The sequence below is a fragment of the Micromonospora fiedleri genome, assembly GCF_016774385.1.
Taxonomy (GTDB): domain Bacteria; phylum Actinomycetota; class Actinomycetes; order Mycobacteriales; family Micromonosporaceae; genus Micromonospora; species Micromonospora gifhornensis.
This window is the reverse complement of the sequence record NZ_JAETXL010000006.1, coordinates 394,567-416,696: the sequence shown is the minus strand read 5'-3', so window position 1 is coordinate 416,696 and position 22,130 is coordinate 394,567. Positions and strand designations below refer to the sequence as shown.

Genomic DNA, 22,130 nt, shown 5'->3' with positions numbered 1-22,130 from the left:
TCCACCTCATCGGATCTTGGTACGAAACTGCCCTCATGGGGGCGCTTTCGTACCAAGATCTATGTGCGGTAATGGATCATTGTGGGGTGGGGGACAGGGGTGTGGGGCGGGCGTCGGTGGTGATGGGTGAGGTTCTCGGCCCGCTTGTGGAGCGGGACTGGTCGGTACGGGCGGGGACGCTCGACTGGAGTTGCCGGGAAACCCTCGTCCACATCGGTCATGACCTGCTCGGCTATGCGGCGCAACTGGCCGGACGGGCGCAGGATGCGTACCTGCCACTGGACCTGGTGGTCCACGACGACGTCACACCGGCGCAGGCGCTGGCGGTGGCGGTGGCTTGTGGTGGGCTGCTGGTGGCGGCGCTGCGTGACGCCGGCCCGGAGATTCGTGCCTGGCACTTCGGGCCGTGTGACGCCAGCGGGTTCGCGGCACTGGGCGTGGCCGAGATCCTGCTCCACACCTACGACATCACCCAGGGCCTGGGCGTCGGCTGGCGGCCACCGGTCGATCTCAGCGCGGCGGTCCTGGCCCGACTGCTCCCCGACACCTCGACCTCGCACCCGACCGAGCACCGGGACGCGACTGAGACGTTGCTGCGGCACACCGGGCGCCTCGGCGACGTGGGGGAGTGGCGCTGGCAGATCACTCCGTAGCGGAGCGAGGTGTGCTCCGGCCCGGACGACCTCGGGGACGTGTCGGCAGCGTACGGCGTCGTCCACGGGTCGTGGGGCCCGTGGACGACGCCGTGTCGTCGGTGCCTAGAGGTTGCGCTTGTTGAGCAGGCGGTTGGGGGTGCCGGCGAGGCTGCCGCCGACCACGCCGGTGGTGGCGTTGTTGACGATCCAGTTGTGCACGGTGGCCTGGCTGGCGTCGCCGTACGTCGCCTTGTAGAGGGCGGCGACACCGGCCGCGTGCGGGGTGGCCATCGAGGTGCCGTTCAGGCTGGAGGTGGTGGAGGTGGGGTACGTCGAGACGATCGCCGAGCCGGGGGCGTAGATGTCGACGCACGAGCCGGTGGAGGAGTAGCTGGCGCGGGCGTCGGTGTTGGTGGTGGCGGCGACCACCAGCGTGGCGGTGAGGTTGCGGGGCAGCCGGTCGCACGAGTTGCCGCCGGTGTTGCCGGCCGAGGCGGCGAGGAAGACGCCGCTGTTCATCATGTTGGTCAGCGCGGTGGCCAGGGTGGCGCTGTAGGTGTAGTTCCAGGAGGCGTTGGCCACGGCCGGCTTGTTGGCGTTGCGGGTCACCCAGTCGACCGCGCCGACGGCGGCGGACAGGGTGCCGCCACCGCCACAGTTCAGCCACTTCACGCCGTACAGTCGGACGTTCTTGGCCACGCCGTGGTTGGTGCCGCCGATGGTGCCGGCCACGTGCGTGCCGTGGCCGTTGCAGTCGGTGTTGTTGTTGTCGATCGAGTTGTACGCGAACGTGGCCCGCCCGCCGAAGTCCGGGTGGTTGGCCTGGATGCCGCTGTCGATGACGTAGGCGTGCACCCCGCTGCCCGTCGAGGTGTAGGTGTAGCTGCGCGACAGCGGCAGGCTGGTCTGGTCGATGCGGTCCAGGCCCCAGGAGGGCGGATTGCTCTGGGTCGCGTCGACCACGTCGTACTGGATGACGTCGCGTTCGATGCTCAGCACGTCGGCGTTGTGCGACAGTTCGGCGACCTGCGCGGCGGTGAGCTTGGCCGCGAAGCCGTTGACCGCCCGGCTGAAGTAGGCGGTGGGGGTGGTGCGCAACGCCCGGCCCGGTGCGGTCGCGTCCGTGCCCGGCTTCATGGTGACGACGTACGCCCCGGGGATGACCGCGACGTCGCCGGCCGCCTGCGGGGTGGTGATCGGCACGGCGGTGGCCCGGTAGGGGCCGCCTGCGGCCATCGCTGGCTGCGGCAGGGTGAGCAGGGCGGCGACGACGGTGCTCGCGGTGATGCCGGCGGCGGCCGCGACGCGGCGCAGGCGCAGTGGACGTGCTTGTGACACGAAGCCTCCTCGGGGCGGACCATCCGATGTGGAAGGTCGCTGACGCTGAGAGGAGGTTATATAGACGTACGCCGACATATAAGCCGACGGATGTTACGGATTGATGTCACCTCGCCGCAGGAAGGTGTCACAGCGCCTTGCTCGGCACGCCCGGCCCGTCGGCGAGTCGGGACGCCTGCCGGCTGAGGGCGTCGACCTGCTCGTGCAGCCGGCGTACGGCGCTCTCGTCGTCCGCCCGTACCGCCGTGACCTCGTCGAGCAGTCGGGTGTAGTCACTGGCCAGCCGCAGGTACGCCGGCTGTGCCTTGGTCCCCAGCCGGCCCCCGAACCGCTGGTCCAGGTCGACGATCTGCTGGGCGAGCGCGGCCGTGGCCGCGGTGAGGGCGGCCCGCCCGTCGGCGTACCCGGCGCGGCGGGCCTGCCGGGCATGGGCGAGCCGGCCGGCCCGGCGCCCGATCAGCCAGAGCCCTGCCGCGCCGGCGACGACACCACCGGCCGCCGCGCCCGCCAGCAGGTAGCGGGGCAGCGACGGACTGATCGTGCGCGCCCCGTCCGGTACGGTGCCGGCCCGCACCAGCAGGTCGTAGTTGAGCGTCACCACCTTCAACGCCTCCAGCGGCTGGTCGACGAAGGCGTCGATGCCCCGGCTGATCGTCGTCTCCATCACGACCGCCCGACCGAAGTCCCGGTTGTCCCGCTGGGGAAAGCGGGAACAACCGTAGGTGTCCCACTCCTGCCCGGCCCGGCTGACAACCAGCACGAGGGTGCCCGACGCGGCCCGCTCGGTCTGCTTGCAGGCGGCCCGCAGATCGTCGCCGGGCGCCATCAACAGGACGACCAGCCGTCGGTTGCCGATGATCCGCTCGGCGGCGGGCCGATCCAGGTCGACCCCCGGCGCGACGTACACCGACGACGCGCGGACCTGCCGGGCGATCGGGCCGTCGAGCACCCCACCGGACCACAACGCCCATCCGGCCAGCACCAGGGTGACCAGCACAGCGCCGCCGAAGGTACTACCGAACAGGCCACCGAGCAGGCGGCGGAGCGTGGCGGTCACGACAACCTTCCCTGGAGATAGCTGGCCGGCCGGTAACTGGCGATGCCCACCATCCGGGCGGTCTCGTCCAGCTCGACCGTCGCCTCGTCGAGCAACTCCCACACGTGCCGGGCGGGCAGCCCGTCGTCCAGCGCCGCGCGGGCGGCCTGCAGCTTGCCGATGCCCCGGGTGAGGGCGGGATTGCTGCGCGCGTCGGTCAGCAGCGACACCTCGACGGCGAGCGCGGTGAGCCCGGCCAGTCGGGCCGCCCCGGCACCGTGCCGGGCCCGGCCCGAAGCGCCCAGCACACCCGAGCGGCGCAGCGAGCGGGCCGACAACACCAGGAACCCGGCCACACAACCGGTGAAGATCCAGGGCAGCGCCGGCAACGCCACCCGCAGCGGGTCCAGCGGCCGGTACGGCAGCGGCCGATCGAACAGGCCCGAGTACCGCACGTCGGTGACCTTGCCCAGGTACGCGCCGAGCACGTTGCGCTGCGGGTAGTCGTACCGGCTGAGTCGGCTGCCGGACTGGGCGTAGAAGCTCACCGCGGCCAGGTCGGCGAACTCGGCCGCCGCCGGACCGTGGTACTCGATCCACCCGCCGTACATCACCACGATCGGCCGGTCCGGGGCGACCCGGGCCAACGCCGGACCGTACGCCGGCAGCGGCTCGCCGTACGGCTGGGCGGGCAGGGCCACGTACCACGCCCCGTCCGGGAAGGCGGTCCGCGCCACCTGTTCGGGTACCCCGTCGAGGGTGGCGCCCCGGCCGACGTGGGACCCGCCGGCGCGCAGGTCGGCCAGGACGGTTGCCAACTCCCGTTCGGACGGTTCGCGCCACCGCACCTCGTCGCGCTCGGCCGGGGCCGGCGCCTTGCGCAGTCTGGCGATGAGCGCGGTCAACTGGTTCGTCACGTCGTGGGTGGCGAACTGGGCCCGCCATCCGGCCAGCGTGTCCGGGGTGGCCACCAGGCCACCGCCGCTGACCTGCGTGCCGATCACCCGTACGGTGGCGTTCTTGACCTCCCGTACCCGATCGTTCTCGGCCTCGTCGAGGCCGGGCGGCGCGACCAGGATCCGGATGTCGTCGTCGCCGATCGCCTCGCGTACCCGCTGCTCGTCCCAGTGGGCGACGGCACCGGGCAGCCGCACCACCGAGTCGGCGGCCACCAGGGTGGTCATCTCCTGTGCCGACGGCACGGTCGCGTCGCTCAACTCACCGGCCGCGCCCTCTTCGAGGCGCACCGACGACGGCGACTGGCCGTAGCTGACCTCGATGCTCTGCCGCTGGGCCAGCACGAACACCACCAGGACGAGCACCGCGACGACGAGCAGCACCCACCGCAGCAGGTGCAGTTGCCGGGACCACCGCAGCTTCACGACTGCGACCGCCACAACCGGTCGGCCTGCCGGGCGTGCTCGGTGGCGGCCTGCGCCGCCGCCGTACCGCCGCGTTCGGCGGCGAGCAGTTCGGCGCGGGCCAGCAGCCGGTCGGCCTCGGGCAACCGTACGGCCGCCGCGTCCCGACTGACCGTGGCGCTGTCGATCGCCGCCCGCGCCCTCGACCAGGCCACCCGGGTCGTTCGGGTGCGGTGACGCAGGCGGGGCAGCAGGGTGGTGACGATCCCGGCGGCCAGCAGCAACACGCCACCGACCAACCAGATCAGCAGGGATGGTGACATGTGCTCCCACCGTCCGAGGGGTTCCGGTACGGGTACCTGTCTAGCCCAACCGCGCCAGCCCGGCCACGCCAGCCCCCCGCCCGACGGAGCGGAACACGGGGTGGCCCGACGTCGAGGCGTCGTAGAGTGCCCCCATGCCGGACATCGTCGAGTTGCTGGCCTCGCCTGCGCACCGGTTCGTGGGCCGACCCGCCGACGGTCCGGCGCCCGCCCCGGCGGGGGAGTTGGTCGAGCAGGTCGCACTGCGGGCCGAACTGGGCATCGTGGGGGACCGGTACTTCGGCAAGCCCGCGCACCGCGAGGCGAGCGTGACCGTGATCGCGGCCGAGTCGCTGCCGCCGGGCACCGGCCTGGCCCAGGTCCGCCGCAACGTCCTGACCAGCGGCATCGCCGTGGACGAGCTGGTCGGCACGGTGCTGGTGCTGGACACCGGGCAGGGACCGGTGCGGCTGCGGGTGAACCGCCCCGCCCACCCGTGCGCCTGGATGGACGTCACCGTCGGCCCCGGCGCCTGGCGCGGGCTGCGCGGCCGGGGCGGCGTACGCTGCACCCCGCTCACCGACGGCGTGCTGCGGGTCGGTCCGGTCGACGTGGCGATCGAGGTGGACGACGGCTGGGATTGAGCGCGCGTCCGACTCCAAGGACGCGTCGGAGGGCGGCAGAAGTGATATCGGGCGAAACGTTCGTCCCCCCATTCTCACCCGCCACACCGTGTCGCTGCTGGTGGTGGCCGGCGGCAGGGGACGCCGTTGTCCGCTGCCGCCGGCCACGGACCGGCCACCGCCCCTCTCCAAGACCGGCGGCCGATCGGGCAGCCGCCGTCACGGCGATCACCCGGGTAAGGATCAGCTGGCGGGGGTGGGCCGGGCGCGGGGGCGGGGGATCGGCGGGGCGGATCTGCTGGCGGTCAGGTCCGTGACGAAGGCGTCGATCTGGCCCCGGGTCACGCCGGGCATGCAGATGAGGTGGCTCAGATCCCCGTCGGTGGCCAGCAGCCACTTCTCCCGGACCGGTGCGGGTGGGGTGGGGAAGACGACGGTGAAGGCGTGGGGGTGTCGCCAGGCGGGCCAGCCGGCGGCGGTGAGCCGGTCGACGGCGTACGCGGCGAGGCGCCGGGCCTCGGCGGCGCGCCACCGGTGCCCCTCCCGGCCGTGGGTGGCGATGGCGTGCCACAGCAGCGCGGCGGCCAGCCCGCACCGGGACCCGCTGATGGTGGTGTCGGGCGTGCCGGTGTAGGCGATGTGACCACCGTGGGTGCTTCCACCCCCACCGTTCTCGCGGGCGCGGGCGCGGATGAGGACGACGCCGCACGGCATCGGCACGCCGAAGAACTTGTGCCCGGAGACGGCGATGCTGTCGATGCCGCTGGTGGGGTCGAGGCGCAGCCGGCCGTCGAGGGCGAGCGGGATGCCGGAGAGGGCGGCGTCGACGTGCAGATACCCACCGGGGTCGTGCGTGGCCAGGACCCTGCCGATCTCGGCGGTGTCGTCCACAGCTTCGGTCATGGTGGTGCCGGCGGTGGCGACCACGATCGCCGGCCGGGTACGGCGCCGCCGGATCTGGGCGGCGAGGTGGGCGTAGTCCATCTCGCCGTCGGGGCGGGCGTGGACGGCGACCCCCGGTGCGCCGATGATGCCGACGATCTTGCCGATGGAGTAGTGCGCGGCCGTCGAGTGGTAGACGACCGCGCGGGGATGCCGGCGGTGGGCGGCGTGCAGGGCGGCGAGATTGCCCTCGGTGCCGCCGCTGGTCACGTAGCCCCACCGGTCGTCCGCCGGCATGGCCAGGGTGTCGGCGACCCAGGCGACGACGGCCCGCTCCAACGCCTTGGTGTGCGCCACCCCGCCGGGGTCGGTCGCCGGGTCGCCGATGTTGTTCCACAGCCGCCGGCCGAGGCGGGCCAGCACCGCGCTGTGGTCGAGGTCCACCGCACCGGGAAACCCGATGCTGGTGTACGCCCCACGGCCGGCCTGGTCCACCAGGCGTTGCAGCACCGCCGGCACGTCGATCCGTACGCGATTCAGGTCCGCCACGACGGCGAGGTCGGCGGTGTGGCGGTGGGTCACGCCGGCCGCCGGCCGAGCAGGTGGACCGCGAGGGTACGGTGCAGCACCGCGAGCCGCCGCCACACCTCGCGGGTGCCGTCGTCGCCCTGGTCGGTCAGGTTGGCGTGCGGGTTGTAGTAGCTGATCCGGTCGGGGTCGAGGGTCCGGTTGCAGCGGACCCCGTCCACGCCCAGCGGCGCGTGCGGGTCGCGGTGCAGGTGCAGCGCGGTGCCGTCGGTCAGCAGCGCGTAACACTGGCCGGGCAGGTCGAAGACCGACAGGCGTCGGCCGTTGGCCGGCACGTCCCGCAGTGTCCGCGCCACCTGGTGCCACCGGCCCCGGTCGGTGTCGAGCGTGGTGACACCCGCACCGACGTAGACCGCGTTGCCGGGCAGGCCCAGGTCGCCGCCGTTGACCAGGGACCCTTCCGGCCCGAGCGGATGCCAGCCGCGCCCGGTGGCCGTCGCGCGGGCGATGTTGTCGGCCGTCACCTCGGTGAGGTCGGCCAGCAGCCGGACCAGGTCGTCCGAGTCCGGCGACGCCAGCCACAGCCGGTACGCGGTGTGCAGCGTGTAGCCGTGCGGCTCGGCCGGGGCGTTCGCCACGAAGAACAGCATCACCCCGTGCGGGCCGAGCGCGTCGCGCTGCCCGAACCGCTGATCGGCCTCGATCATGTGCCCCAGGTTCAGCCGCCGGGCCCGGAACACGACCTGCGTCCGCAGGTCGGCCCAGCGGCGGGCGGCGGGCGACACCCCATCGTCGTGCTGCGGGTGCGGGGGCGGCGGAGCCGCGTACGTCATCATCGTCGCCCTCCTAGATGGACACGTTGACGGTGTCGGGAACGGCATGCGTCTTCGGCGTGCCTCGGCCGATGCCGGCGTACACCTCCGGTCGGTACTCCCGCAGGTGCCCCGCCCAGGCCCCACCCAGCGCGGCGGTGGCACAGATGATCAGGGGCAGCAGGAACGGGTACGGCGACCCGGGTGCGGCACCGAGCAGGGACCCGACGTTGAGCACCATCGCGGCCAGCACCACCGCCCCGCCGAGCGCGCCCAGTGCGGGCGCGAGCCGCCACTCCCACACGCCGGGCCGGGGGCCCCGCAACCGCTCGGGTGCCGTCATCGCGGCCACCGCGGCGGCCAGCAGCAGGAACAACAATCCCATCGCGCCGAGCGTCGACAGCCAGGTGAACAGCGCTGCCATCGGGTCGGCGCCGCTGACCGCGAAGGCGCCGACCACGACCGCCGCGACGCCGGTCTGCGCCAGCGACCCGCCGCGCGGCGCGCTGACCCGGGTCGCGCTGCTGGCCCGCGCCAGGCCAGCCGGTAGGACTCCCTCCCGGGCCATCGCGAACACGTACCGGGCGATCACGGAATGGAACGCCAGCATGGAGGTGACGATCGCGAAGACCAGCATCACCTCGGCGAGCGCGGCCCACCCGCCGCCGACCCCCGCCAGGATCGAGAACGGCAGCCCCGAGGCCGGGTCGGCGGCGGCCCCGGCGACGGTGTCGGGGCCGACGGCGACGCCCATCGCCCAGGCGGCGAGGGCGTAGACCAGACCGAGTACGGCCACCCCGGCGACGGTGGCCCGGCCGATGGATCGCCGGTCGACGGCCTCCTCGACCAGCGACCCGGGCGCGTCGACGCCCATGAAGGCGGCCACGCAGAGCGCCACCGCGCCACCGACACCACTGACCGCCAACCCCGAGGCGTCGAAGCCCTGCCAGGACAGCTCACCACCGGCCGGCTGACCCACCGCAGCCACCACGAACACGGCGACGATCAGCAGGGACAGCGCCAGCACGGCGACCAGCACCCGGGTGGACAGCATGATCGCCCGTACGCCCAGGGCCCCGACGGCGGCCAGGGCCAGGCCCGCCCACACCCACCAGGCCCCACCCAGCTCGGCGGCGAGCGTCGCACCGAACAGCCCGTACAGGCTGGTCTGGATGGCGTTGTACGCCACCAGGGCGACCAGGCCGGCGGCCACGCCCCAGCCGCGTCCCAACCCGTGCGCGAGGATCCCGTAGTACGCCGCCGGATGCCCGACCTGCCGCGCCATCGCCGTGTAACCGACCGCCAGCAACGCGACCGTGGCCGCGACCAGGACGAAGGTGAGCGGCAGCGCCGTCACCCGGGTGGTCGCGTACGTGGCGACGATGCCGCCGGCCAGGACCACCATCGGCGCCGACGCCGCCGCCCCGAACACCCACAACCCGAACGGCGTGAGGGTCCGCCGCGCCAGCGCCACCTGCACATGCGTCGAACTCACCGCCGGCCACCCCGCTCCGGAGAGTTCGGGCACGACGAGTCGCGGCAGCCGTCCACCGGGTGCCGGTCCACGGCGACGGCGTTGGTGGCCACCAGGTACACCGCCGCCGGCCGCACCGGCCCGCCGCGCCAGTAGCTCCGGTCGCGGTCGAGCCGCCGCTCGGCGGTCTCCGCGTCCGGAGTGAAGCCGAACAGGTCGTGGTGGCCGTCGGGCCACTCACGCCGGACGGCGTACCCCCAGGCGTAGGCGGCCTCCGTCGCGGCCGGGACGTCCGTGACGACCGGCGCGGCGCGCAGCAGCGCCTGCCACCACCGCCCGAGGCGGGGCCAGGGTGGCGCGGCCGTGGTGGCGGGCGCGGTCAGGGTCGGCATGAGCTGTCCTCCTGGAACTGGGTACGTCGAGGTGGGATCCGGTGGACCCGGACCCGGTGCGGCATTCCGTCACCGTCGCGCCCGCCGGGCGGGTGGTGGTGCGGCGGTGTCCGCCACATCCGCCACAGCACCGGACCGCCGGGTTCCAGCAGGACCGGCGTCCGCGGTGCGTAGCCGAGCCGCGCGAGCAGGCCGTCCCGGGGCCGGTCGGTGACGGCTTCCGCGTACGACGGCAGCCGGTGCGGGTCCAGGACCCGGTGGTGGGCGGCGAGCAACGCACCGACGGCGCGGTCGTCTCCGGCGGTGTGCGCGAGGTGGTGATGCGGTGTGGGCGGGTGTACCGCGTCGGTCCACGAGTGCAACAGTGCGAACCGCGCCGCATGCGGGCCGAGCGCCCGGTACAGGCCGAACAGGATCGTCGCGTACGGCGGCGGTGGCCGCAGCCGGGGGTGCCAGGCCGCCATGGCCGTACCGTCCTCGGTGGTGTCGATCCGGCCGTGGGCCATCGCGTGCGCCAGGACCAGCCGGGCGTAGGTGTGCAGCACGGTGCGACGCTGGGTCGGATCGGGTACCAGCCACGCCCCCAACCGTCCCGCCTGCAACGTGCTGGCGAGCAGCGTGGCCAGCGCGGGAAGATCCGGGCCGGTCGCCCGGCGAGCCGCCGTGTCGATCGTCCGCATGTCAGCTCCGCGCCGATCGTCCGCTGCCGCCCCGGCCGGCGTCGCGCTGCGGCGTGGGCTCCGGCGCTGGTTCCGGCTCGGGTTGACGGGGCGGCCGTTGCCCCGCCAACCACCGCGCCGAGTCGAGGGGCCGGCGGAAGGTCACCGCCAGATGCAGGTCCGCCGCAGCGACCCCGGCGGCGGGCAGCCGCACCCGCGCCGCCTCCATCAACGCCGGTGGACCGCAGACGTAGAACGCCTGCCCCGGCCGGTGGTGGTAGCGGGCCACCGTGAGCAGATCGCCCCGAGCGGCCGGCTCCACGTCACCATCGGCGGAGAACGCCGGCACGATGGTGAGCCAGTCCCGGTGGGCATCCTGGAGCTTGTCCAGCGCCACCGCGTCGTAGCAGGCGAGCAGGCTCCGCGCCCCCACGACCAATGTCACCCGCCGGCCGCCCGGTGACGCGGCGACCTCCTCGACCATGGCCCGCAACGGCGCCAGACCCGTACCGCCGGCCGCCAGCAGCAGATCCGCGCCGCCCGCCGCCGCCACCGACAGCCCGACCTCGGCCGGCGGACCGAGCCACAGCAGCTCGCCCGGCGCCACCTTCCCGACCAGCAGCGGCGACACCACACCCTGCGGCACCGCGCGAACGTGGAACTCCAGCGTCCCGTCCGGTCGGGGAGCGTTCGCCGGCGAGTACCACCGCCACACTCCCGGCAGGCGCGGCGTACCCACCGGCAGCGCCTGCCCCGGCCGGAACCGCACCCGCCGCATCGGCCGTACCGTCACCACCGCGACCCCGTCGGCCGCCGCCACACACGTCTCGACCTCGCCGACGGTGACCTGCGGGCCGTCGCCGATCGCTCCCGCCGCCCGCTCCACCAGCCGCAACGCCCGGCGACAGCCCCGCTCCCACCGAGCGGTCGACTGCGGCTCCCAGGCCGTACCCGCGAACCGGCACACCGTGTCCACCAACGCCGCCGCGATGGCAGTGTCGTGATACGACTGGAGCCCGAACCGCCGGTACATCCGCCCCAACGCCGCCAGGGCAGCACGACGGCCGGCGAGGTCATCCCGCCCCGCGACCAGCTGGCCGAGCGTCGTGAAGAACATCGCCGCGTACCGGTGCGGCAGAAACCGCACACTCCGATCCTCCATGAACGACCAGAAATGATCGCTGGCCCGCTCATGAACCCCACGAACAGCCACCCACGAAAATCCGGAATCAGCCATCATGCCGACCGACTCGTGGACGCCATGCGATGAGTGCAGCCGTGGTCGACCTCGCCGCCGGCATCGGCGCCGGCCGCCACGCAACTGGCACGATCAAGTTCATCTGTCCCCGCCTCGCCTATTTGCTCGTCACCCCACTTTCGGCTCGGTGTTGGCGAGAAGCCACCCAGCGGAATGGTGATCCTCTTAATAGGGAACTTCCCCGTCCAGTTGGGAAGCTGAGCGTGGCAAATCCGAGGACATCCGACCGGTGGCCGAGCTGTGAATGGTCGGCAAGCTAGGCACGTCCTCATACAGCCATGCCCAGGCAATTCGGGACTATCCCGGTCCAGATCTTGGACAGTTTCCGTTAGCGCCTGACGCTAACTGTCCAAGGTCTACCGTCCGCATCTCATTCCGTAGGAGCGGCGTCGCGCACGGTGAGATTGGGTTGTCGTGCCAGGGGGTGGATCTCCACCGGCAACCGGAACCTTGCGCAACACCAGCAGTGCCCACAGCGAGCCTCATGAAGTTTCAGCACTAACGGATTACCCGACAGCCTTCAGAGCCAAGGCCAAAGACGCGTCGTGGACCACTGCCCAGCATTTCCCTACGACGTGGGGAATGTTGTGAAACCGCAGGAACGTATGGTGATGGGCATGACCGACGTGACATATGACCGGGTGAACGCCGCCGACGCTGCTGGTTTGATGGACACGTTGTGCGAGGTCTACGCCGACGCCTACGGCGAGGTGCCCGGCGAAGACGCCAACGTCAAGACCGATGCGTTTCGTGACCGCGCCACCGCCGCGCTGAGTGCCCGCAACTACGAGCTGGTGACGGCCCGGACCGGTGACGAACTGGTCGGCTTCGTCTTCGGCTACAGCCTCCGGCAGGATCGGAACTGGTTCGCCGGACTCGACCCGGCGCCCGAGCCGGGTTTCACCGACGAGCGCGGCGGCGAGCGGACCGTGGTCCTAGCCGAGATCGAGGTGCGCAAGGCATGGCAGGGCAAGGGCGTCGGGCGAGGGCTGCACAACGAGTTCCTGAGCGGCCGTCGAGAGGAACGCGCGACGCTGACAGCCAACCCGGTGGCGACCGCCACCCACGCGCTGTATCAGAGGTGGGGCTGGCAGCGGGTCGGCACTATTCCTGGACGGCCGGGGGCCTACTACCGCGAGTACGCGATGTTCGTGCGTCAGCTTCGCTAGTCGGCGGGCTGCGACCGATAGGCGCGGATCGCCTGGTCAAGCTCCCGCACGCCGCGGGTGCGCCGCCACGGTTCTAGTCCGCGGCGTAGCTCGCGCACCCGCTGTTCGATGCGGCGGGAGGAGTTCACCTGGGTCAGTTCCACCACCTCGGTGATGGTCTGGCAGGCCAGCCCGATGTTCTGCTGGCGGGCGAACGCCTCGGCGCGAAACAGCAGCCGGAAAGACCGCTCGTGCAGGTTTCCCTGGTCTCTCAGGTGCAGTGCTTTGTCGGTCGCCGCGAGTACCTTCTCTGCCGGGTGGAACTTCAACGCATTCTGGGCGCTGGTGCTCCAGTAGAACGACTCGTCGTAGAAGTACCACCACGACTGATGCGGACCCTGGTCGCTCATCGCCGCTTGTAGAGCGGCGTACTCGCGGTCGAGGAAATCCTGTGACCGCGCGGCCTGTCCGTCGGCCGTCAGCGCGCGCACTGCGACGTCGGCGGCGTAGGCGCGGGCGTAGGGGCTGCCGCTCTGGTCCGCCCAGGAGGCGGCGGCGACCGCGTGGTCGATGCCCACCCGAGGCTTGCCCTGCCACGTCGCCAGGTGGCTCATCGTGCACAGAACGTAGGTCACCAACTCGACCGCACGCGCCTCGTGAGCTGCGGCCCGCGCATCGTCGTAGAGGCGCTGTGCGGCGCCATAGTCGCCCATGTTGAAACACAGCCACCCGGCCAACTGCGTCAGCTCGGCGTAAACAGCCACCGCCCGGTCACGCGGGAGGCCAGGCGGAGCCACCCTCGCCTGCTGCTCGGCGATCCGCCGGTAGGTCAACGCACTCGGCAACGTCGAAGCCGCGCCAAGCACATCGCCCTGCTTACGCAGGTGGGGCATCATCGCCTCACAGTGCGCCACCGTCGCCGGGTCGAACCTGCTGACCTCCGGAACCGACGCGGCATTGGCGCGGTCGGCCATGCCCGGTAGTTCGACCAGCGGCGCCGCTGCGGCGACCGCCAACGCAGCGGTCAGCTTGCCCAGCATGTCTCGCCGGGCACTGGAGTGCGGTATCCGTTGCATCCACATGACAATGACCTGCGCCAGCTTCCCGAAGTCGATCTCCTCGGGCCGGTCAAACAGGCCGGTGACATCCGCTGTTTGCGGCGCTCCCGCCTCGGTGCCGGTATGCCGGCCGAGCAGATCGTGAAGCAGGGTCTCTGCCTCACCAGGCATGATGATTCCACTCGGGGCGCCACTGGTCGACCCCGACGAGACCGCCACGGCTGTGCCGGCGGCGGAGTCAAGATGACGGAAGCTGGGCAGGTCGGTCAGCAGGTCAGCGACACTGCACTCGTAGATCTGAGCCAGCCGCACCAGATTGTCCTGCGACGGCGAATGGCCGCTCTTGCCCGGCCAGATCTCCCAGTACGAGAAATTCTTGAAAGTCTTGGGCTCGTGCGGCCAGCGCCGATTCCACTCCTCGGCCGCCTGCGCCTGGCTCCACCCCCGCACCGCCCGCAACGCCACCCGTGGATTCAGCCGAAACCTCGTCTGGAAAACCTCGGCCGCCTCAACCCACGTCTTTCCCGCCGACCGCAACTCGGCAGCCAGGCACGCTTGCTGCCGGCGCAGACTCTCCGACCGTCCCTCGGACACGCCACCATCCCCGATCCAGCCGCACCTATTGACGCCTATGGCCCGACGGTACGCACTCAACCTCCCGCAGGGAACTTCCCCACAGCATGGGGAGTTGAGGGGTTCAAGAGGCACCACCACCCTCTGGGATCTACCTCATGAATGTGGGGCAGTCGCCGTTGCGGCCCGAGGGCGTACGCCGTTGGCTTTGCGGTGCTAGATTGGCGCAGAAGCTGGCCGAACTCGCCATTTAACTAGTGCTATGGCGCATGTTTTCGCTCCCTCTAGCGGCGTTTAGTCGCCGTATGCTGGGGCGCTCGACTATGTTTGATGTAGTTTCTGTTTCGGTCTGCGGCACTCGAAGCTTCGCGAGCTTTAGGTTGAGCCGCTAGGGTGCCCTAACGTCTAAAGTCGGAGGCACCCCAACCACACTCTCTGGCTCGACTGCATCGCCGTGGTCCGCCGCTCGCGCAAGCGTCGGCTATTGATTGGCGGCGCGCCGGCTGGCCCTGCTCCGTCGCAGCCTCTCGGCGCCGCTCATGTTGAGACGATATTGAAGCATCTCGCGGCTGATACCATACTTGCGTTGGGCAAAATCTGCCGGGACGTTTCGTAAGACGATGCCTCGTGCGCCTTGGTCCGTAAGCAATAGCTTTCCGCCCAGGCAGTCGGCTTCGTCCTCCATCTCCTGATCCCAGTAACGACATCCACTAGCGCTAAATGCAACGACAGGAGTATGCAGAAGCAGGCCATGAGCCAGCTCATGGCAGATGCTGGAGCACTGTCTTGGAGTCTCGTGCGCGTCGTTCACCACGATGCGCCGTTCTGTGCCGTTGAAAACGGTGGCGGCACTGAGTGACCTGTCGCCTTCCTCTAGCAGGCACAAGACTGCGGGCTCTACTTTCGCGATGTCGCTCAGCTTCTGGACCTCAATGCCCAGGTGTTCGGCCAGCTTCCACGGATCCAGCGGGTCGAAATTTCCAAGCTTCAGTTCGGCTCGGACGGACGTGGCGATCTCGTTTGCCTCGCCATGGAAGCCTGTGCGCAGTCGTCCCACGGTCGGCTCAGCCTTCCGTCATTTGGCGATACATGACTTCAATAACCTTCTCGATCGCGTCGGCCTTGCGGTCGTCCAGGTTCTTGTCGGCGCGCAGGTAGGTCGACACACCCGCAAGAGTGCCGCGTGTTTCCTTCATCGGCTGGGTGCGGCGAACGAAGTCGTCGGCGCTCAATCCGGCCCAATCCAGCAACGCGGCCAGGCTGTCGACATCGGGTCGACGGCCTTGGGCCAGCCGGGTCAGCGTGGACGGGCTCACCTTTGACTCATCCCCAACCTGCTTCCAGCGGAGCCCACGCTCCACCCGAGTGCGGTCCAGCGCCGCGTAGAACGCTGCGGCGTCGAAGCGCCCCCTCTCAGGCTCATCGCTCATCCCGTCTCCCTTGCTCGTCAGGCAACCCAATCATTGCACGGACGAAACGACTTGCATCCTCGGCATCGCCATGGCAAGGTCGATTGCAACACCGGCACGCGTTGCGATGGAGCAATCGCCGCACGCGGAGAGGCCGCCGCGTGAGGTCTGACCCGCCTCCGTCAGCAAGATCTACTGCGCGAAAGTGAACAACCATGCCAACAAGCACCACCACACGAAGTTTCGGTCACGCCCTTGGCCGGAAACCTGCCGTTCGGAGGCAGGTGCGCCGAATCACTCGGTGGACGGACGGAGGCTCGCCGGCAGCGGTGTTTGGGCCAGCAATCCTGCGGCGATCGCGATCGCGATCGGGGCCGGTCGGGCTGCTCGGCCCTTAATCGGAGTCCATCCGCGTCCTGGGCACCGTTGGCATCGGCCAACGGACGAACCATCCTGAACATCTTGAAGAGGCGCATGGGCGACATGTGCATCGTCGTACCGCATCGTTGATGATCACGGCGTCCAGCCGCGGGGCGCAGGGCATGGCTGATTCATCTCGCAGGCAAGGCGCCTCGCCCGATTCAATGCCAACGTGCCCGGGTGACTCTCCCACTTTGGACTGTGCCAGCCCGCAATCTGGCTGGGCTAGTCGCTGGTCGTGGCCCCGCGTCCTCGGCCCTACCCGATCGCGTTGCGAACCCTAGTACCCATGTCTCGGCCGGCTCAGCGCTCGCCACATTGATATCGCCCGGAGGTGCGTCATGAAGCACACGGATTACTTCAAGAATTTCCTCGACAACACGGTCAACCTGTCCAAGTTCAATCTGGACCTGCTGAGCCAGCGAGTCGACACGATCTACGACGTCCTGAAGGATGACGAGGATCTCGGTGCGCTGATCAAGAAGAAGATCCCCCAGGGCTCGTGGCCGCAGAAGACCATTATTAGCCCGCAGAACGGAAAGGCGTTCGATGGCGACTTCATGGTAGAGATGGTCGAGAACCCGGACTGGGCTTCTGACCTGAAGAAGTACGGCGATGCGATCTACAACGTGCTCCACAATAAGTCGCCCTACAAGGACATGCCGCACGGTCGAAAGTGTCGGTGCGTATACGTCAACTATGCAAACAACGCGATGCATGTCGACATCGTGCCGTTCGTGACCCGCGCCGACGGAACCCAGTGGATCATCAACCGAGACGACAACGTGTGGGAGCGCACCGACACCGACGGCTTCACCGGCTGGATGAGGGCAAAGGACGAGACCGCAGGCAAGCATCTTCGTGAGGTAATTCGCATCATGAAGTTCTTGCGTGACCACAAAAACTCGTTCACCGGAACGAAGTCGATCCTGCTCACGACTCTGCTAGGCGAACAGGTCGAGGAGTGGCACAAGGTCCTCGACGCTGGATACTACGCAGACTTGCCGACCGCTCTGCTGCACATCGTCTCTGACCTCGACACTTGGCTTCAGGCCAGGCCGACCAAGCCGTTGATCATGGACCCATCCGGATCGGGAACCTCGTTCGACCACCGGTGGACGCAGGAGACTTACGCGTACTTCCGGGATCGCATCCACGCTCACTCCGCCGAGATCAATGCCGCCTACTATGAGACCGACTTCGACGAGAGTGTGAAGAAGTGGCAAGCCCTTTTCGGCCCCAGCTTCAAGGCACCAGAATCCTCCACGTCAAGCGGGAAGTACAGCACGGTAGGAACCGGCGCCAGCGCCGCCGGCGTCGCGACCGTCAACCTGTCCGGGCGAGCGGGGTGAGCAGGCGGATTCTTAGTGGCTGGCAGCATCGGGTCCTAGCCGACCTGGGCGCCATTGCTGAGGCGTTCCCGGGCGACGTCAAGATGTTGGGTGCATATCGGCTTGAGCGGTCCGGGTCCATGCGGTTGCGCCTCAGGATTCGGACTGGCGATATTCCCCGCGAGCCTGAAGGGATGCCACTGGGTGAGCACGAGGAGTTCCTTGTCACTGTTGGCGCATCCGATTTGACGCCGCCGCGTATTGAGGTCGATCACCTTCGGTTCCTTCACCACGCGCACGTTCTTCAAGGACATCGCCTGTGCCTATATCTCGACCCATCCAGGGAATGGGATCCGATCAGTGGGTTTGGTGGCTTCATTGATCGGCTCGTCGACTGGCTAGGCGACGCGGCTGGTGGTCGTTTCGACGCCCAGACCGCGCTATACCACGCCGTCGGCGGCGTGCTCCACGCCGCCGACGACGCTCCTACGGTCGTCGTGCGAGACGGGGCTTGGTCTGGCAAGCGTGCCCGCCATGGATGGCTGGTAGCCCGGACGCCGCACCGCTTCGACCTATCCCTCGAACGTCCGTCACTGTCCGAACATAGTGATCATGTCCCGATTGTCCTGCTCGACGCAGATTTGCCCTTCGGTGCCGGCACCGACTTCAGGAAATTTCTCCGGACGGCCGACGACCCCTACCACGGCTATCCTGCCCCCAGCGGGGCATATCTGCTACAGCACATCGATGCCGGCCTTTCATCGGTGGTGTTAACTGTGCTCGGAGCAAGCGCGATCCGAAACGCCGACGGCACGCCGCAACGCCTTATCCTCGCTGTTCCCCACCCGGCCGGCGGCCCTCTCCACCTGTTAGTCGCCAACATCCCAGCCGCCGGAGCCGATCATATCCGTGCGCTCGCCAGGGCGAGCAGGAAGAGTAGTCCAATGATCAACATCGATCAGGCGGAAATCGATCCGACCACACCTCTGGAGTGGTGGCCGATCTCCGATGAGCGCGAGGAGGTTACGACTCGCCGCGACTCGGCGCGACCGGTCGCTGGGTACGTAGGCGCGACGGTCCACGTCTGGGGCTGCGGCGGCCTCGGCTCGTGGATTGCCGAGTATGTTGTCCGAGCAGGAGCGAAGAAGGTAATCCTGTGCGATCCGGGTACAGTCTCAGGGGGTCTCCTGGTGCGTCAGAACCTTGTGGAGGCCGACATCGGCAGCCGGAAGGCTGAGGCGCTTGCTCGGCGTCTGCGGGCCATGAGTGACGGTGCTGTGGTGATCGCGAACGATGCGATGATTCCGGGGGAAGAGGATCTGGTCGGCGTCGACGTCATCATCGACGCCACTGTTAGCGTCGCGATCGGCCGAATTCTCGATGGCCTCGCTGCCAGCCGGGAGCATCGGCCGGTGCTGGCCCAGGTCGCTACCGACGCTGGGACCGGGACACTGGGTACCATGACTGTCTCGATGCCGCCGCTGCGGGTCGGCCCGCTGACCATTGACCGAAAAGCCGGCGAGCAGATTGCCAAGGACGGCGCGCACGAGGCATTTCATTGCCTGTGGAAGCCGCTTGCATCGGGAGATGAGATCATCCCGACACGCGGCTGCTCGACGCCAACGTTTCACGGGTCTGCCGCCGACCTTGCCGGAGTGGCCGGGAGCCTGACTAGTATCCTCGGAGCCCATCTGAGTGCCGGAACGGCAGTCTCTGGTACCCACCTGATCTCGCTCCCGCATGGTGAGGCAGGACCGCTTAGGGCGTTTGTGCCTGCCTAGACGGCGCCCGTTGATTGTGTGTCAGGTTGCGGAGCTGCTTTGACGGCGTGCGGGAAGCCGGTTACTCATTGATTACGAGCACGCCTTCGTAAGAGTCGAGGCCGCGCTCATAGACCGTCACCTGCGGGTGGGCGTCCCGCATGACTGCGCGTCCTGCCTCGATGGCAACCGTTATGGGTACCGATGCGACGAGATGCCACCGTCGAGCAGCCGGGAATTGCGACTCGGCTTTGGCCAACGCTGTTCGCCATCGTGCGGCGAAGTTGGACAAAGATTGCTCGTGCGAGATCAGCCCCGGGTCCGGGGAGACGTCAACCGGCCGGATTTCAACACGGGGTGCAGCGGCGATGTTCTCAGGCAGGAGGTTGTAGTTCACTTCACTTGTAACCGCACACACCAAAACGACATCCTGGGCATCGCCCTGCCCGTCGGTGGGAGACACCTCGAACTCCACCGGGTCACCCTGGTTTACCCAGCTCCAACCGACGAACTGGTCACGGTGCTTCTGGAAGATTCGGGTCGGCGTCTTATCGTCCAGGTGCCATCCGAGGTAGACGAGCAGCGGGACCGGTGCGATGGCGAAGACAGAGATGTGCGCAACGTCGCCGCTCTGGATGGCCTGACGAACGAGGCGGAGCGTGTTGTCAATGGCCTGCTGGGCTGCATCCCAGAAGCCACGCCCTCCTGCGGCACCGTGGATGCGGCACGTGAAGTCGCCACTGCGCTGGGTTTCGACGAGCCCGAGGTAGTTGGCGGCCAGGAGTGTCTCCGCGACCTCGCGTTGCGAGGCGAGCGCGAGCGAGCCGCGGATCTCGCTGCCGACACGGAGTGCCGCGGTCCGGGTCAACCCGCCGTTCTCGGTGACCATTTCAATGCGCCGCTCGAACGACTCCTTGATCTCGCGGAGTTTCGCGGGCGAAAAGAACTTGATGTGCTCGGAATCATCAATGATCTTGTGGCAGTCATGGCAAAGGAGGAGTAAGTTCTCCTCGGCCTCGGTATCGGCAACTCCATCGTTGTCCTTGCGGCGAGGCGAGTCTGGCCCCTCGGTTGCGCCAACGTTGTGCGCTAGCTCGGCGAGCAGGACCGAGTGCAAGTATGTCCTGGCATCGCCCAGGAGGCGCCGGTTGCAGATAGTGCATCGGCCTGCCGTGCGCGCCCACAAGGCGTTGCGGACGGAGTCCTTAATAGCGCCGCGCTTCACAGTCGTATCGCGCTGATCGCTTGTAGTCACGGTGGGCCCTTGCCTTCGTGGACGAGGTTGTACCTGACCATGATCCCCTAACCTCGGTCGTTCATGGCCCGACACGTTGGCTTGACCCACGTCAGATCTATCGTGTTTGGTTGATGGGTGCTGTTGGTGGGCATGGTGATGGGACGGGCCGGCTGTCGCGTCGGTAGGCGTGGAGCCCTTGGTCTCCGGTTGTTACATAGGGAGTTGGGGGCTGGCCAGCTGAGTGCGGGATCGCCGCGGTCCGGCTGAATACGGCGTGATGTGGGTGACCCGACCGCCACAGTGAGACGGTCGTTGCTGGTGTCCTAGGTGCCGATCATGGTACTGGGCTTTCACCCACCTGTGGCGTTGCTGCCTGCCAGCGCAGGCCGCTTCCGTCGGTGGCCTGGTGGTCGGTGGGCGGGTTGAGCGTCTACTCGGGCTGACGCCTTGCGCTGAGATTACGCCTCGGGCGGGCACCGGGTAGCCGCCGGTGCCCACCCGACCGATCAGCGGCGTTGGAGTGCCTTGACGTTGTCGCCGAAGGTCCAGCCCTTCGACCCGTCCCAGTTGATCGACCAGGTCATCAGGCCCTTGAGGCTGCCGTTGTAGGTGTTCCATGCCTGCGCCACGGCCGACGGTGCCATGTAGCCGCCGCCGGCGCCGACCTGGGCCGGCAGGCCGGGGACCTGCTTGTCGTAGGGGACGCGGATGGTGGTGCCCTGGATGACCAGGCCGGTGTTGAGGCAGTTGGTCTGGGCGACGAAGCCCTGCACGGTGCCGGCCGCGTACGAGTTGCCGGAGCAGTCGTACATGCTGCCGTTGTAGTACTGCATGTTCAGCCACCAGAGCCGGCCGTTGTCCGCGTACTTCTTGATGATGGGCAGGTACGAGCCCCAGATCGAGCCGTAGACGACGCTGCCACCGGTGACGTACGCGGTTTCCGGGGCCATGGTGAGGCCGAAGCCGGCCGGCATCTGGGCCAGGACGCCGTCGATGATGCGGATCAGGTTGGCCTGCGAGGTGGAGAGCTGGTTGATGTTGCCGCCGGTGAGCCCGGTCTCGATGTCGATGTCGATGCCGTCGAAGTTGTACCGCTTGAGGATCGGCACGATGGTGGCGACGAACCGGTCGGCGACCGCGGTGGAGCTGAGGTCGATGCCGGCGGTGGCGCCGCCGATCGACATCAGGATGGTCAGCCCGGACGCCTTGGCCCGGCACATCTCGGCGGGCGTGGGCACCTTGACGGTGGCGTCCATGCCGTCCTGCCAGAGTACGGTGCCGTCGGCGCGGATCACCGGGAACGCGGTGTTGATGACGTTGTAGCCGTGGGCGGGGATGCGCGAGTCGGTGATCGGGATCCAGCCCAGCGGCGGGTGTACGCCGTTGGCCGCGCCGTCCCAGTTCTCCCAGTAGCCCTGGAGCACCTTGCCGGTCGGCTTCGGTTTGAGCGGGCAGGTGTCCGAGCCCGGCGGGGGAGTCGTGGTGGGTGGCGGGGTGGGGGTGGGCGACGGGGTCGGGGTGGGGGACGGGGTCGGGGTGGGGGACGGGGCGCCGTCGCAGGGGCCGAGGTCGGTCCAGAGTGTCGGGGTGGCCGCCGGGTTCCAGCCGGCGCCGACGTGCGCGGTGTGGGTCACCAGGGCCTGGTAGGTGCGGCCGGCGTAGGTGACCCGGCTGCCGGCCTGGTAGGTGTTGCCCTCGGCCCAGGCGGGTGCCGTGCAGGCGGCGAGGGCGGCGAACTGGGCGGCGGCGGCGGTGGTGGGGGTGGCGGCGAAGTTGCCGGCGGCAGGTAGCGCCGCGACGGCGGCGACCAGGGCGGCGGTGGCCAGCAGGGCGGATGACACGGGACGGCGTCGCATGGCATGCCTCCTCATCGATGGAATCGGAGGCTATCGTT

20 protein-coding genes are annotated in these 22,130 nt (G+C 69.1%); 5 read left to right on the top strand and 15 right to left on the bottom strand.

Translation table 11 applies throughout. The features are described 5' to 3' along the window. Nucleotides 1–86: 86 nt before the first annotated feature. On the top strand, nt 87–653 hold the full coding sequence (locus tag JMF97_RS18980) for a maleylpyruvate isomerase N-terminal domain-containing protein (RefSeq protein WP_203222754.1): 567 nt from the start codon (nt 87–89) through the stop codon (nt 651–653). 105 nt (nt 654–758) lie between these two features. On the opposite strand, the gene JMF97_RS18975 is transcribed toward JMF97_RS18980, so the two are convergent. The 4 genes from JMF97_RS18975 to JMF97_RS18960 form a co-directional block, all read right to left on the bottom strand. Beyond that, nucleotides 759–1,973, bottom strand: a complete 1,215-nt coding sequence (locus JMF97_RS18975) for a S8 family peptidase (protein WP_203222753.1) — start codon at nt 1,971–1,973, stop codon at nt 759–761. Nucleotides 1,974–2,100: 127 nt separating this feature from the next. Next, nucleotides 2,101–3,030 (bottom strand): hypothetical protein, encoded by a 930-nt coding sequence (locus JMF97_RS18970; protein WP_203222752.1) that lies wholly within the window; start codon nt 3,028–3,030, stop codon nt 2,101–2,103. Then, nucleotides 3,027–4,391, bottom strand: a complete 1,365-nt coding sequence (locus tag JMF97_RS18965; protein ID WP_307816986.1) for a hypothetical protein — start codon at nt 4,389–4,391, stop codon at nt 3,027–3,029. Before JMF97_RS18965 ends, JMF97_RS18970 begins: the two co-directional genes overlap by 4 nt. Then, complete coding sequence (locus JMF97_RS18960) at nt 4,388–4,693, bottom strand: DUF6403 family protein (RefSeq protein ID WP_203222750.1); 306 nt, start codon at nt 4,691–4,693, stop codon at nt 4,388–4,390. Before JMF97_RS18960 ends, JMF97_RS18965 begins: the two co-directional genes overlap by 4 nt. Before the next feature lie 134 nt (nt 4,694–4,827). On the opposite strand from JMF97_RS18960, the gene JMF97_RS18955 reads away from it, so the two are divergent. Further along, nucleotides 4,828–5,316 (top strand): molybdenum cofactor biosysynthesis protein, encoded by a 489-nt coding sequence (locus JMF97_RS18955; protein WP_203222749.1) that lies wholly within the window; start codon nt 4,828–4,830, stop codon nt 5,314–5,316. A gap of 222 nt (nt 5,317–5,538) precedes the next feature. On the opposite strand, the gene JMF97_RS18950 is transcribed toward JMF97_RS18955, so the two are convergent. Genes JMF97_RS18950 through JMF97_RS18925 form a run of 6 tightly spaced genes read right to left on the bottom strand, consistent with a single transcriptional unit; the run spans nt 5,539 to nt 11,189 of the window. Beyond that, nucleotides 5,539–6,759, bottom strand: a complete 1,221-nt coding sequence (locus tag JMF97_RS18950) for a histidine decarboxylase (protein ID WP_203222748.1) — start codon at nt 6,757–6,759, stop codon at nt 5,539–5,541. Beyond that, entirely contained in the window at nt 6,756–7,541 is a 786-nt protein-coding gene (locus JMF97_RS18945; RefSeq protein ID WP_238359599.1) for a hypothetical protein, read from the bottom strand. The genes JMF97_RS18950 and JMF97_RS18945 overlap by 4 nt, the downstream gene beginning before the upstream one ends. A gap of 10 nt (nt 7,542–7,551) precedes the next feature. Next, nucleotides 7,552–8,997: an APC family permease gene (locus tag JMF97_RS18940; RefSeq protein WP_438803767.1), complete on the bottom strand. Its 1,446-nt coding sequence runs from the start codon at nt 8,995–8,997 to the stop codon at nt 7,552–7,554. Between the two features lie 11 nt (nt 8,998–9,008). Continuing rightward, nucleotides 9,009–9,383 carry a hypothetical protein gene (locus JMF97_RS18935; RefSeq protein ID WP_203222746.1) on the bottom strand — a complete coding sequence of 125 codons (375 nt, stop codon included), beginning with the start codon at nt 9,381–9,383 and terminating at the stop codon, nt 9,009–9,011. After that, complete coding sequence (locus JMF97_RS18930) at nt 9,371–10,063, bottom strand: N-acetyltransferase (protein WP_238359598.1); 693 nt, start codon at nt 10,061–10,063, stop codon at nt 9,371–9,373. Before JMF97_RS18930 ends, JMF97_RS18935 begins: the two co-directional genes overlap by 13 nt. Nucleotide 10,064: 1 nt before the next feature. After that, the gene (locus JMF97_RS18925; protein WP_307816985.1) at nt 10,065–11,189 is read right to left on the bottom strand and encodes an FAD-binding oxidoreductase; all 1,125 of its coding nucleotides are present in this window, start codon (nt 11,187–11,189) and stop codon (nt 10,065–10,067) included. A 728-nt stretch (nt 11,190–11,917) separates the two neighbouring features. On the opposite strand from JMF97_RS18925, the gene JMF97_RS18920 reads away from it, so the two are divergent. After that, complete coding sequence (locus JMF97_RS18920) at nt 11,918–12,469, top strand: GNAT family N-acetyltransferase (protein ID WP_238359597.1); 552 nt, start codon at nt 11,918–11,920, stop codon at nt 12,467–12,469. On the opposite strand, the gene JMF97_RS18915 is transcribed toward JMF97_RS18920, so the two are convergent. From JMF97_RS18915 to JMF97_RS18905, 3 genes are all read right to left on the bottom strand, one after another. Beyond that, nucleotides 12,466–14,100, bottom strand: a complete 1,635-nt coding sequence (locus JMF97_RS18915; RefSeq protein WP_126710693.1) for an NsdA family TPR-like regulatory protein — start codon at nt 14,098–14,100, stop codon at nt 12,466–12,468. The two genes, JMF97_RS18920 and JMF97_RS18915, sit on opposite strands and share 4 nt — an antisense overlap. A 460-nt stretch (nt 14,101–14,560) precedes the next feature. Next, a complete protein-coding gene (locus tag JMF97_RS18910; protein WP_203222744.1) occupies nt 14,561–15,136 on the bottom strand; it encodes an ImmA/IrrE family metallo-endopeptidase in 576 nt (191 codons plus the stop codon). Between the two features lie 7 nt (nt 15,137–15,143). Next, nucleotides 15,144–15,509 (bottom strand): helix-turn-helix domain-containing protein, encoded by a 366-nt coding sequence (locus JMF97_RS18905; protein ID WP_203222743.1) that lies wholly within the window; start codon nt 15,507–15,509, stop codon nt 15,144–15,146. 740 nt (nt 15,510–16,249) lie between these two features. On the opposite strand from JMF97_RS18905, the gene JMF97_RS18900 reads away from it, so the two are divergent. Both JMF97_RS18900 and JMF97_RS18895 read left to right on the top strand, forming a co-directional pair. After that, complete coding sequence (locus JMF97_RS18900) at nt 16,250–17,260, top strand: SMODS domain-containing nucleotidyltransferase (RefSeq protein ID WP_203222742.1); 1,011 nt, start codon at nt 16,250–16,252, stop codon at nt 17,258–17,260. A gap of 173 nt (nt 17,261–17,433) precedes the next feature. Continuing rightward, nucleotides 17,434–19,020, top strand: a complete 1,587-nt coding sequence (locus JMF97_RS18895; protein WP_238359596.1) for a ThiF family adenylyltransferase — start codon at nt 17,434–17,436, stop codon at nt 19,018–19,020. A gap of 61 nt (nt 19,021–19,081) precedes the next feature. On the opposite strand, the gene JMF97_RS18890 is transcribed toward JMF97_RS18895, so the two are convergent. Next, on the bottom strand, nt 19,082–20,116 hold the full coding sequence (locus JMF97_RS18890) for an SAVED domain-containing protein (RefSeq protein WP_238359595.1): 1,035 nt from the start codon (nt 20,114–20,116) through the stop codon (nt 19,082–19,084). Nucleotides 20,117–20,742: 626 nt separating this feature from the next. After that, the gene (locus JMF97_RS18885; protein ID WP_203222739.1) at nt 20,743–22,092 is read right to left on the bottom strand and encodes a carbohydrate-binding protein; all 1,350 of its coding nucleotides are present in this window, start codon (nt 22,090–22,092) and stop codon (nt 20,743–20,745) included. Nucleotides 22,093–22,130 lie beyond the last annotated feature (38 nt).

Coding starts and splice junctions, on each gene's coding strand:
- JMF97_RS18960 (WP_203222750.1), bottom strand. CDS start 4,693: ATGTCACCATCCCTGCTGATCTGGTTGGTCGGTGGCGTGTTGCTGCTG.
- JMF97_RS18955 (WP_203222749.1), top strand. CDS start 4,828: ATGCCGGACATCGTCGAGTTGCTGGCCTCGCCTGCGCACCGGTTCGTG.
- JMF97_RS18945 (WP_238359599.1), bottom strand. CDS start 7,541: ATGATGACGTACGCGGCTCCGCCGCCCCCGCACCCGCAGCACGACGAT.
- JMF97_RS18935 (WP_203222746.1), bottom strand. CDS start 9,383: ATGCCGACCCTGACCGCGCCCGCCACCACGGCCGCGCCACCCTGGCCC.
- JMF97_RS18930 (WP_238359598.1), bottom strand. CDS start 10,063: ATGCGGACGATCGACACGGCGGCTCGCCGGGCGACCGGCCCGGATCTT.
- JMF97_RS18920 (WP_238359597.1), top strand. CDS start 11,918: ATGACCGACGTGACATATGACCGGGTGAACGCCGCCGACGCTGCTGGT.
- JMF97_RS18905 (WP_203222743.1), bottom strand. CDS start 15,509: ATGAGCGATGAGCCTGAGAGGGGGCGCTTCGACGCCGCAGCGTTCTAC.
- JMF97_RS18900 (WP_203222742.1), top strand. CDS start 16,250: ATGAAGCACACGGATTACTTCAAGAATTTCCTCGACAACACGGTCAAC.
- JMF97_RS18895 (WP_238359596.1), top strand. CDS start 17,434: ATGCCACTGGGTGAGCACGAGGAGTTCCTTGTCACTGTTGGCGCATCC.
- JMF97_RS18885 (WP_203222739.1), bottom strand. CDS start 22,092: ATGCGACGCCGTCCCGTGTCATCCGCCCTGCTGGCCACCGCCGCCCTG.